We start from the raw sequence: 11,437 nt of genomic DNA on the forward strand, positions 1-11,437 counted from the left end.
GTGGCAAAGTAGCGCCTCGATTCGTTCGAACGGAAATTCCCATGTTCTACGGTGTCACCGACCTCGCGACCTTCATCCTCGGCACGGTCTTCATCGTGCTGCTGCCTGGCCCCAATTCGCTGTACGTGATGGCGACGGCGTCACGCTGGGGCGTGGCGGCTGGCTACCGTGGCGCGGCGGGCATCTTCGTCGGCGATACCATCCTGATGCTGCTGGCTGTCACCGGCATGGCCTCGCTGTTGCGTGCGACGCCCGAACTGTTCATGGCGATCAAGTATGCGGGCGCGGCCTATCTGGCCTGGGTGGGCTTCAGCCTGCTGCTCGCCGGGCTTGCGGGATGGCGCAAGCGGGGCGATGAGGCGACGGGTGCGGCACCCGACTATCCGGCGGTGCGCGGAACGCCGCACCCCTTCCGCACGGCCTTGATCATCAGCCTGATGAACCCGAAGGCGATCCTGTTCTTCGTGTCCTTCTTCATCCAGTTCGTCGATCCGGCCTACGCGCACCCGGGCCTGTCCTTCCTGATCCTCGGCGTCATCGTGCAGGTCTGCAGCCTGCTCTACCTGTCGGTGCTGATCTTCGCCGGCGCCCGGCTTGCTGCCCAGTTCCGCCGCCATCGCCGCGCCGCAGCGGGCGCCACGGCCGGCGTGGGCGGGGTGTTCATCGGCTTCGGCGCCAAGCTGGCGACGGCGACACTGGCTTAGCGGTCCTCGGGCGACGCGACCACGTTGCGCAGCCAGCCTTCGAAGTCGCCCGCGGGCATCGGCCGCGCGAAGTGGTAGCCCTGGGCCTCGTCGCAATTCAGGCTGCGCAGCGCGGCGGCGAGGTGTTCGTGTTCGACGCCTTCGGCGATGGTCTTGAGCCCCAGGCTGTGGGCCATCTGCACGATGGCGAGGACGAGGGCGGCGCTGTCGGCGTCGCGATCCATGTCGCGCACGAAGGATTGGTCGATCTTGAGCTTGTCGACGTCGAAGCGCTTCAGGTAGGCGAGGCTGGAGTAGCCGGTGCCGAAGTCGTCGATGGACAGTTGCAGGCCGAGCGCCTTGAGCTCGCGGACGGTCTCGAGCACGCCGTCGGCGTCATTGATCAGCAGCGACTCGGTCAGTTCCAGTTCCAGACAGTCGGGTGACAGGCCCGAATCGGTCAGCGCGTCGGCGACGGTCTGGCAGAAGTCGGGCAGGCGGAACTGCACGGCCGACAGGTTGACCGCGACCACGAAGCGCGGCAGCCCCGCATCCTGCCAGGCCTTGGCCTGCCTGCAGGCTTCGCGCATGACCCAGTTGCCGATCGGGACGATCAGGCCGCTTTCCTCGGCGATCGGGATGAAGCGCGCGGGCGACACGACGCCCAGTTCGGGGTGCTGCCAGCGGATCAGCGCCTCGGCGCCGATCACCTCGCCGGTATGGAGGTCGATCTGCGGTTGGTAGTGCAGCCGCAGTTCGTGACGTTCGAGCGCACCGCGCAGCAGGCTCAGCAGGTGGCGACGCTCGACGAGCTGGGCGTGCATGGCTTCGTCGAAGAAGCGGAAGGTGTTGCGACCCGCGGTCTTGGCCTGCGACATCGCCATGTCGGCCTTGCGGTACAGGGTGTCGAAGTCGGTGCCATCGTTCGGGAAGCGGGCGATGCCGAGGGAGACGGTGCAGGTCTGGAAGGTGCCGTCGAGCTGCACGGGCTCGGCAAGCAAGGCAAGGGTGCGCTCGGCGAAGGCAGCGAGCCGCTGCTGGTTGCCGGCATCGCCGACAAGCACCAGGAACTCGTCGCCGCCGACGCGACAGGCCAGGCCATGCTCATCGATCAGGGTTCGTACGCGCGCCGCGAGCTCGCACAGCAGCGCGTCGCCGACCGCATGGCCGAGGGTGTCGTTGACGGCCTTGAAGTCGTCGAGATCCAGATACACCAGTGCGCAGTTGCGGCCCTCGCGTTCGGCGTTCAGCAAGGCTGCGTGGCATTGCTGCTGGAACAGCAGCTTGTTCGGCAGGGCGGTCAGCAGGTCGTGGTGGGCGAGGTATTCGATGCGCGCCGCGGCAGCCTTGCGACCGCTGATGTCGCGCACGAAGCAGTAGTAGCGTGGCACACCGCCGTGCACCAGGCACTGCACGCTGAGCTCGACGTCGCGCAGTTCGCCGTCCTTGCGTCGCCAGCGGCTGTCGATGCGGGACGAGCCGTCACGTGCGATGTTGTGCATCGCCGCCTGCAGCTTGGGTTCGTCCACCGCAGTGTCAAGGTCGGAAACGCGCAGCCGCAGCAGCTCCTCGCGTGTGTAGCCGCTGAGTTCGCAGGCGGCGTCGTTCACTTCGAGCAGGCGGGCCTCCTCGTCGACCATCATGAAGGCGTCCATCGAGCTGCGGATGATGGCGCCGTAGCGTTCCTCGGCGATCAGGCTGTCGGTGACGTCCGTCGCGATGCCGCCCATGCCTACGACCGCACCGTGCTCGTCCTGCAGCGGGAAATGGACCGACTTGAAGTGGCGCGTCTCGCCCTGCTGGCTGGTGCCGACGTCCTCTGTCTCGAGCAGCGGCTGGTTGGTGGCGATCACGTTGTGATTGCGGCGATCGAGGCGAAAGGCGACGTCCTGTGGGAAAAGCTCGAAGGCCGTCTTCCCCAGGATCTCGCGCCGCGGCCGGCCGACCAGGCGCTCGAACGCGGCGTTCGCGAGGGTGTAGCGACAGTCGAGATCGGTGAGGTAGATCACGGCGGGCGAATTCTCGACCACGGCGCGGTTCAGGGCCTGGCTCTTGCGCAGCGCCGAGGTGCGTTCGACGACCTTGCTTTCGAGCTCGGTCTCCTTCTGCTTGAGACTGCGGAACAGCAGGTCGAAGGGGGTGGCAAGGCCGGCGACCAGCACCGCACGGTAGAGCAGGAAACTCGAGATGAAGAGCAGGTAGTGACCGACTTCGTTGGCGGAGTCAAATACGCCGGCATAGCTGGTGAAGGCGAAATCGGCCAGCGCGGAGATGAGCATCGAGGCGATCAGCAGCCGTGCGACGCTGGGGGCGAAATGCTGGCGCTGCAGGTAGATCGCGCCGGCGCACATCGAGAAGATCCCGATCAGGATGAACTCGCTGACGATCTTGAATGGCGTGAGGCCGCTGCCTTCGATGTAGCAGTCGGGGAAGTTGCCGCTGAAGATCAGGGTGGCGAGCAGCACCGTGACGATGCCCGTGGTGGTCAGCAGGAAGTGAGCCTGTACCGGCCGTCGGAGCCGGTGCACGGCGAACAGGAAGGCAATCCCTTCCATGTAGCGGAAGGCGATCCAGAGCTGGGTCGGCAGGTTGGCGTCATAGCCGGGAAACAGGTTGAGACCCTTGAACGCGAGGGTATGCAGGATTTCCAGCGCAGCAACCCCGAGCGAGGCGATGCCGACGATCACCAGGAAGCCGTCGCTCACCCAGCGCCGTGCGTTCCAGGCCAGCACGAAGATGCTGCCGAGCACGACGATGCGAATGGTCTCGACCAGCGTATGGAACAGCAGGTAGTTGTAGCGGGCGCTCAGGTGGAGCAAGGCACAGAACACGACCAGGCCGCCGACATGGCCAAGGCCCAACAGCGGCGTGGCCTTTCCCGGGGCAGCGTGGTCTAGGTTGAGTGCGATCATGAGCGGCTGCCCATTCTGGGGCGTTGTTTCGGTTTTCCGCAGTCTATCGACATATGCCGCAGGCAGCCAGTGCGGCAGGTCACGAGCGGGCGCGGTAAGCGTCTGTAGCGTGGAAAATGTCACACGAATCCTGCTGTGGATCGGAGGCGCGCCTGCGGAACACACCGCGCCTCCATGGCATGAGCCGGTATCCCGATGCGGCTGTCGCAGCCCGGTTCGCTTTCCCCTCCCGCCCGCCTCAGCGCCCGTCGTGCGTCAGTTCGCAGCGTCAGCGCGCGATGTGCCGTGCGAGCTTGCCGAACAGCGCCTCGCGGTCGAAGGGCTTGACAAGGAAATCGATCGCCCCCGCCTTCAGGCTGGCCTCCAGCACCTGACGTTCGCTGTGACCGGTGATCATCACGATCGGGATGTCCGTCGTCGTCGACCACGAGGAGCAGCGGCATGGTCATGTCGTTGAGCGCGCAGCTTGACGGTCTCTCGAATCTGTCTTGCGGCCTGAAGCCGGCGTGTCGACCGCGCCTTCGGGCACGCCTTCGGTGTCGATATCGAAGGTAAGCGGCGCCTCGGACGCCTCGGGGCGGTACCGACCCGGTCGGCTTCGGCCAGCCGTGCCGGTAGCAGCGTACGCTCCTCGGGCGCGTACATTGCCCTCACCCGTGGGGCGACGTGGTCATTGTGTCACGCGGCGGTCTGCGGCTGACGCTGCCAGATGCGCCCCTCGAAGTCGCCGATCGCCTCCGGGCGATGGAACCTGAAGCCCTGGAAGTTGCTGCAGCCTTCGTCCAGCAGGGCTTGCACCTGGTGCTGTTCCTCGACGCCTTCGGCAATCACGCGCAGGCCGAGGCTACGGGCCAGCCCCACGATCGTTCTGACGATGGCGAGGCTGCTGGCGTTGTCCGGCAGGTTCTGGACGAAGGAGCGGTCGATCTTGAGTTCGTCCAGCGGCAGGCGCTGCAGGTAGGCGAGCGAGGAGTAACCGGTGCCGAAGTCGTCGATGGAGAAGCGGATGCCCATCTCGCGCAGCGCGGTCATGGTCCGCACCGCGGTCTCCATGTCGTCCACCAGCATCGATTCGGTCAGCTCGAGGACCAGGCGGTCCGGCGGGCAGCCGGTGCGGGCCAGCAGTTCGCGCGTTTCGGTGACGAAGTCGGGCGAGTAAAGCTGCGATGCGCTGACGTTGACCGACAGGCGCAGGCTGGAGAAGCGCGCGTCGCCGGCCCAGCGCCCGAGCTGGGCGCAGGCCATCGCGATGAGCTCGCGACCGAGCGCCGGCATGAGGCCGGAGCGTTCGGCGATCGGGATGAACAGTCCGGGTGACACCATGCCGCGCACCGGATGGCGCCAGCGCGCCAGCGCCTCGACGCCATTGATGCGTCCATTGGCATCGCATTGCGCCTGGTAGTGGAGCTCGAACTGGCCTTGCGACAGGGCGTCGCGCAGGTCGTTCTCAAGCAGCAGGCGCTCCGACACCGTGCGATGCATGACCGGGTCGAAGAAGCGGATGCGGTTCTTCCCCAGGCGTTTCGATTCGTACATCGACAGATCGGCGCTCTGCATCAATTCGTCCACGGTCTGCTCGTGGTCGCAGAACATGGCGATGCCGATGCTGGCCGTGCACACCATGCGTTGGTCGCCGATGAGATAGGGCGCGCCGAGCGTGGAGAGCAGGGCCTCCCCGAGTCGCTCGGCCGCGGTGGCGGCGGCGAGCGCGTCCTTGGGAAGCTGTTCGAGCAGGACCACGAATTCGTCTCCGCCGAAGCGGGCGACGGTGTCGGTCTCGCGCACGCTCGCCCGCAGCCGACCCGCTGCGCGGGCGAGCAGGGCGTCGCCGGCCTGGTGGCCCAGCAGGTCGTTGGTGTCCTTGAAGTCGTCGAGGTCGATGAACATCAGCGCGCCGCGCGAGCCGTCGCGGTTGCATTGCGCGAGTGCGTGGCGCAGGCGGTCGGTGAGCAGGCGGCGGTTGGGCAGGCCGGTCAGCTGGTCGTAGAAGGCGAGGACGTGGATCTCCTCCTCGTTCGCCTTGCTCAGCGAGATGTCGGTGAAGCTGCCCACGTAGTGCGTGACCGTGCCGGACTCGTCACGCACAGCACTGATCGACAGGCGTTGCGGGTATACGTCGCCGTTGCGGCGGCGGTTCCAGACCTCGCCCTCCCACAAGTCGTGTGCCTTGAGCTGCTGCCACATCTCGCGATAGAAGCTCGGCCCATGGCGGCCAGAAGCCAGGATTCGCGACGACTTGCCGATCACCTCGTCCGCAGCGTAGCCGGTGACCTCGGTGAAGGCCTTGTTGACGCGCAGGATGCGCGTGCCTGCATCGGTGACCAGCATGCCCTGCTGAGACTCGAAGGCGATCGCTGCGATCCGCCGCTCCTCCTCGAGCTGGGTGCGATGAGTGACGTCCTGCACGATCAGGACCACCATGCGCGGCCGCGCCTCGCTCTCGATGGCCTGGAGGCGCCCTTCGAAGACACATCGGCCTCTCGGCATGTCCAGCGCATACGTGGTGCTGACCGGTGCGCCCGAGTCGATCGTTTCCCGGATCGCGGCCATGATCTTCGATGCGGCCGGTTCGGGGAGCAGGGTACGGATGTTCTGTCCGACCACGTCCTTGGCATCGCGGTAGAGTTGCCGCTCGTCGCGTGCCATCACCTCGACATAGCGCCCGTTCTCGTCCAGCACGAACAGGATGTCGGGTACGGCACCGGCGATCGCCCGCAGCCGCGCTTCGCGCTCCTTCAGTGCGTTCTCGTTCCGTCGGCGAACCTCCAGATCCCGCAGCAGCAGGCCGAGGAGGGCGGTCGCGGCCCCCATGAGCAGCAGGTAGGGCAGGCCCAGGCGTTCGAACAGGCCGGCAATGCTCTGTCCGGGCACGAGGCCGACCAGCACGATCGAAACGCCATGCACTGCCACGCCGAAGGCGAAGAGACACAGGGGCCTGCGTGATAGCCTGCGGCCGCGCCAGGCGGCACGGTAGAGAAGGCCGAACGCCACCCCGAGCGCGATCGAGATGGTGCCGACGATCATGCCGTCGCCGCCGAGAGTGACGCGATAGATGCCCGCGATCGCGCCGGTGATCACGCCGGCGAGCGGACCGCCGAACAGACCTGCCATCGACAGGACGACCGAACGGCCATCGATGATCACGCCGGGTGCGAGCGTGATCGGAATCATCATCCCGATCACGCACACACCGCCGAACACGAGCCCGGATGCAATCTCCGCAAGCCGGGGGCGGTGCGACAGGAAGCGCAGGCAGAGCCCTTGCAGCAGGCTGAGGGCCAGCAGCAGGGCCGAGGTCTGGATCAGTTCAAGCGTCATCGGGGCCGCGGTCGAGGAGACTGAGCGCAAGCGTAATGCAGGCAGGCGCGCGCAGCCCGTAGCGGAATGCACGGCGACGGCGATAAGGCCGCAGACGATAGGGCCGCAGGCTTGATGCCTGCGGCAGGGTACGACAGCAGCTTCATGCGTCAGGCCGGTACGGTTTGCCCAGGGAGACGGGCGAGTTGAGCCGGATCGTGCCGGCGTTGCGCGAGATCGCCACCAGCACCACGATCGTCGCCCAGTACGGCAGGGACGACAGCAGTTGCGACGGGAAGTCGATCTGCAGCCCCGAGCCCTGGATGAAGAGTTGCGTGATCATCACGCCGCCGAACAGGTAAGCGCCGACCATCACCCGCAGCGGTCGCCAGGTGGCGAACACCACCAGGGCCAGTGCGATCCAGCCGCGGCCGGCGACCATGCCTTCGGCCCACATCGGTGTGTAGAACACGGACAGGAAGGCGCCGCCGATACCGGCCATGGCGCCGCCGAACAGCACCGCCAGGTAGCGGATGCGGATCACCGGATACCCGATGGCATGCGCCGACGCAGGCGATTCGCCCACCGCGCGCAGCACCAGGCCGGCGCGGCTGCGGTACAGGAACCACAGCAGCCCCCAGAACAGCGCCCAGGAGAAATACACCAGCGCCTGCTGGTTGTAGAGCGCCTCGCCGATCAGCGGCAGGTCGGCGATGAAGGGGATGCGGATCGGCGGCACCGCCTGCAGCGCCACCGCCTCGTAGGGTTTGCCGACAAAGGCCGCCAGACCCACGCCGAAGATTGCCAGCGCCAGCCCGGAGGCCACCTGGTTCGCCATCAGCGTCAGCGTCAGCACACCGAAGATCAGCGCCATCGCCATGCCCGCGCCCATGCCGGCCAGCACGCCCAGCCAGGCGTTGCCGCTCTCGTGGGTGACGGCGAAGGCGGCGACCGCGCCCATTGCCATCATGCCCTCGGCGCCGAGGTTGAGCACGCCGGCCTTCTCGCTCACCAGCAGGCCGAGCGCGACGATGATCAGCGGCGTACCCGCCACCACGGTGGCGAACAGCATCGAGGTGAAGAGGCTGGCGTCCATGTTTCGCTCGTCCTCAGGCCGCGCGGCGGCGCAGCCGCAGGCGGTAGTTGATGAACACGTCCGACCCCAGCAGGAAGAACAGCAACATGCCCTGGAACACCATCGAGATCGAACTGGGCAGGTTCAGGTACTGCTGCGCCTGCTCGCCGCCGATGTAGAGCAGCGCCATCAGCAGGCTGGCGAGGAAGATGCCTAAGGCGTTGAGGCGGCCGACGAAGGCGACGATGATCGCGGCGAAGCCGTAGCCGCTGCCGACCTTGTCGGTGAGCTGGCCCATCGGTCCGGCGACCTCGCCCATGCCGGCCAGCCCCGCTGCGGCGCCGCCCAGCAGCAGGCCGATCCAGATCATGCGCGGGGCCGAGAAGCCCGCATAGCGTGCGGCGTCCGGCGCTTCGCCCGCGACCCGCATGCGGAAGCCGGCGAAGCTGCGGTTCATGAAGGCGTAGCCCGCCACCAGCACCGCGAGCGCCAGCGCAAAACCCAGGTGCAGGCGGGTGCCCTCGAGCAGCACGGGCATCAGCGCTGCGTCGCCGAACATCTTGGTCTGCGGGAAGTTGAAGCCGTCCGGGTCCTTCCACGGTCCGAACACCAGCCACGACACGAACAGGTGCGCGACATAGACCAGCATCAGCGAGACGAGGATCTCGTTGGCGTTGAAGCGGGTGCGCAGCAGCGCCGGGATCGCCGCCCAGGCTGCACCGCCGAGGGCGCCGGCCATGATCATCGCCGGCAGCAGCAGGGCGCTCTCCGAGCCGTCGAAATACAGCGCCACCCCGGTCGCTGCCACCGCGCCGAACATGAACTGGCCTTCGGCCCCGATGTTCCACACGTTGGCACGGAAGCCGATCGCCAGACCGATCGCACACAGCATCAGCGGCGTGGCCTTGAGCAGCAATTCGGAGAGGCCGTACAGGTCCTTGACCGGGTTCAGGAAGAAGATGCGGAAACCTTCCAGCGGGTCCTTGCCGAGCGCAGAGAACACCAGCATGCCGCCGGCGAGCATCAGCACCACCGCGAGCAGCGGTGACAGGAAGGACATCAGCCGCGAGGGTTCGGCGCGGGCTTCGAGCTCAAGCATGCAAGGACTCCGCGCGGTTCGCAGGCAGCGGTTCGGAGGGTTCGGCGCCCGGCCACATGCCGCTCATCCACACGCCGATGTCCTCCACCGTCGTCTCGGACGCGGCGCGGGTGGGCGACAGCCGGCCCTTGGCGATCACGGCGATGCGGTCGCAGATCTCGAACAGCTCGTCGAGCTCTTCCGAGATGACCAGCACCGCGCAGCCGCGGTCACGCAGGTCGATCAGCGACTGGCGGATGAAGGTGGCCGCGCCCACGTCGACGCCCCAGGTGGGCTGGGCGCAGACCAGCAGCTTCGGCGCCTGCAGGATCTCGCGGCCGACGATGAACTTCTGCAGGTTGCCGCCCGACAGCGATTTGGCTGCCGCGCCGGGACCGCCGCACTTGACGTTGAAGGCCTCGATGCAGCGCTGGGCAAAGTTGCGTGCGCGGTCGAAGCGCAGAAAGCCCCCTGCGATCAGGCCCTGGCTGTGCGCAGCGGTGAGCAGGGCATTATCCGCCAGTGACAGGCCGGGCACGGCGCCGCGGCCCAGGCGTTCCTCGGGCACGAAGCACAGGCCGAGCTTGCGCCGCGGGCCGGGGCTGAGCCGGCCGGCCTCGACGCCGCAGATCTGCACCGGGAATTTCTCCGCCAGCACGTCCTCGCCGGAAATCGCGCGCAGCAGTTCCTGCTGGCCGTTGCCCGACACGCCGGCGATGCCGACGATCTCGCCGGCGCGCACGTCGAGGTGGATGTCCTTGAGGTCGGTGCCGAAGGGGTCGTCGCTGGCGTGCGACAGCCCCGCCAGGCGCAGGCGCACCTCGCCATCCGTTCTGGCTGCGCCATGCTCGCAGTGCGGCAGATCCTTGCCGATCATCAGCCGCGCCATCGACGCGGGCGTCTCCTGCGCCGGGATGCATTCGCCGGTGACCTTGCCGCCGCGCAGCACGGTGGCGGTGTGGCAGAGCGCCTGGATCTCGTCGAGCTTGTGGCTGATGTAGAGGATCGAGCAGCCCTCGGCGGCGAGCTGGCGCAGGGTCTCGAACAGCTTGCGCACCGCCTGCGGCGTCAGCACCGAGGTCGGCTCGTCCATGATCAGCAGGCGCGGGTTCTGCAGCAGGCAGCGGATGATCTCGACGCGCTGGCGTTCGCCCACCGACAGTGCGTGGATGTGGCGGCGCGGATCGACCGGCAGGCCGTAGCGTTCGGACACCTCGGTGATGCGCTGCGCCAGTTCGTCCAGCGCCGGGTTGCCGGGCAGGGCCAGCGCCACGTTCTCGACCACGGTCAGGGTCTCGAACAGCGAGAAGTGCTGGAACACCATGCCGATGCCCAGGCTACGGGCGTGCGCCGGATTCTCGACGCGGACTTCCTCGCCTTCCCAGTAGATGTGTCCCGCGCTCTGGTGCGTGACGCCGTAGATGATCTTCATCAGCGTCGATTTGCCGGCCCCGTTCTCGCCCAGGATGGCGCGGATCTCGCCCGGCTGTACCGACAGGTCGACCTGGTCGTTGGCGACCACGGTCGGATAGACCTTGCTGATGCCCCGCAGCTGCAGGCGCGGGGCGGTCGCAGCCGGAGGCGGGACGGGTTGGGAGGTGCTCTGACTCATGGTCGGTGCATCTGCGGCATCGGCGGACGGGGCAGGTTGTGCTCGTGGGGGCGCATTGTGCCTCAAGTCCCGCTGATTTCCCGCATCGCGTCGGCGGCGCGGAGGATCGCTTCGGGCGTCGCCGGGGCGTCGAGCGGCGGCGCGACGCGGTGTCCGGCGAGGCTGCCGAGCGCGTCGCGGAGGGCGAAGAACACCGAGAACGCCAGCAGCAGCGGCGGTTCGCCCACCGCCTTGGAGCGCAGGATGGTGTCCTCGCGGTTGGCGTTGTCGAACAGCCGCACACGGAAATCGGGCGGGCAGTCGTGGACGGCCGGAATCTTGTAGGTGGAGGGCGCGTGCGTCAGCAGGCGGCCCTCGTCGTTCCACACCAGCTCCTCCAGCGTCAGCCAGCCCAGGCCCTGCATGAAGCCGCCCTCGACCTGGCCGCGGTCGATCGCCGGGTTGATCGAGCGGCCGGCGTCGTGCAGCAGGTCGGCCCGCAGCAGCGTCCATTCGCCGGTCAGGGTATCGAGCGCGACCTCGGACACCGCCGCGCCGTAGGCGAAGTAGTAGAAGGGGTGGCCGGTGAGCGTGCGGGCGTCCCAGTGCAGGCCGGGGGTGGCGTAGAAACCGTCGGACCACAGCTGCACGCGGGCGACGTAGGCCTCGCGCACGAGCTGGGGGAAAGGGGTGCGCGCGGCACCGGCCTGCACCTGGTCGTCGGCGAACACCACGTCGGCGGCGGCGACGCCGGCCCGCTCGGCGGCGAACGCCGCCAGGCGGTCGCGGATGCGGCGCGCG

8 protein-coding genes are annotated in these 11,437 nt (G+C 67.6%); 1 reads left to right on the top strand and 7 read right to left on the bottom strand.

Annotated features, from left to right (window positions below):
• Positions 1-41 precede the first annotated feature (41 nt).
• Complete coding sequence (gene leuE, locus C664_RS16885) at positions 42-704, top strand: leucine efflux protein LeuE (protein WP_004264719.1); 663 nt, start codon at positions 42-44, stop codon at positions 702-704.
• Here the strand turns inward: leuE and C664_RS16890 are convergent.
• The 7 genes from C664_RS16890 to C664_RS16915 all read right to left on the bottom strand — a co-directional run.
• The gene (locus C664_RS16890; protein ID WP_004264722.1) at positions 701-3,595 is read right to left on the bottom strand and encodes a bifunctional diguanylate cyclase/phosphodiesterase; all 2,895 of its coding nucleotides are present in this window, start codon (positions 3,593-3,595) and stop codon (positions 701-703) included. The two genes, leuE and C664_RS16890, sit on opposite strands and share 4 nt — an antisense overlap.
• Positions 3,596-3,863: 268 nt before the next feature.
• Positions 3,864-4,004, bottom strand: coding sequence for a response regulator (locus C664_RS21185; RefSeq protein ID WP_332306865.1), 141 nt, complete (start codon positions 4,002-4,004; stop codon positions 3,864-3,866).
• A gap of 269 nt (positions 4,005-4,273) precedes the next feature.
• Complete coding sequence (locus C664_RS16895) at positions 4,274-6,913, bottom strand: EAL domain-containing protein (RefSeq protein ID WP_004264728.1); 2,640 nt, start codon at positions 6,911-6,913, stop codon at positions 4,274-4,276.
• 142 nt (positions 6,914-7,055) lie between these two features.
• Positions 7,056-7,988 carry an ABC transporter permease gene (locus tag C664_RS16900; protein WP_004264732.1) on the bottom strand — a complete coding sequence of 311 codons (933 nt, stop codon included), beginning with the start codon at positions 7,986-7,988 and terminating at the stop codon, positions 7,056-7,058.
• Positions 7,989-8,001: 13 nt separating this feature from the next.
• Positions 8,002-9,066: an ABC transporter permease gene (locus C664_RS16905; RefSeq protein WP_004264735.1), complete on the bottom strand. Its 1,065-nt coding sequence runs from the start codon at positions 9,064-9,066 to the stop codon at positions 8,002-8,004.
• Positions 9,059-10,657, bottom strand: a complete 1,599-nt coding sequence (locus tag C664_RS16910) for an ABC transporter ATP-binding protein (protein WP_004264739.1) — start codon at positions 10,655-10,657, stop codon at positions 9,059-9,061. Before C664_RS16910 ends, C664_RS16905 begins: the two co-directional genes overlap by 8 nt.
• 62 nt (positions 10,658-10,719) lie before the next feature.
• On the bottom strand, positions 10,720-11,437 hold a 718-nt coding region (locus C664_RS16915), incomplete at its 5' end, for a molybdopterin cofactor-binding domain-containing protein (RefSeq protein WP_004264742.1).

The sequence above is a fragment of the Thauera sp. 63 genome (assembly GCF_000310165.2).
GTDB lineage: Bacteria > Pseudomonadota > Gammaproteobacteria > Burkholderiales > Rhodocyclaceae > Thauera > Thauera humireducens.

What these genes read in the sequence shown, in the direction of transcription:
- leuE (WP_004264719.1), top strand. Translation starts at nt 42, where the DNA reads ATGTTCTACGGTGTCACCGACCTCGCGACCTTCATCCTCGGCACGGTC.
- C664_RS16890 (WP_004264722.1), bottom strand. Translation starts at nt 3,595, where the DNA reads ATGATCGCACTCAACCTAGACCACGCTGCCCCGGGAAAGGCCACGCCG.
- C664_RS16895 (WP_004264728.1), bottom strand. Translation starts at nt 6,913, where the DNA reads ATGACGCTTGAACTGATCCAGACCTCGGCCCTGCTGCTGGCCCTCAGC.
- C664_RS16900 (WP_004264732.1), bottom strand. Translation starts at nt 7,988, where the DNA reads ATGGACGCCAGCCTCTTCACCTCGATGCTGTTCGCCACCGTGGTGGCG.
- C664_RS16905 (WP_004264735.1), bottom strand. Translation starts at nt 9,066, where the DNA reads ATGCTTGAGCTCGAAGCCCGCGCCGAACCCTCGCGGCTGATGTCCTTC.
- C664_RS16910 (WP_004264739.1), bottom strand. Translation starts at nt 10,657, where the DNA reads ATGAGTCAGAGCACCTCCCAACCCGTCCCGCCTCCGGCTGCGACCGCC.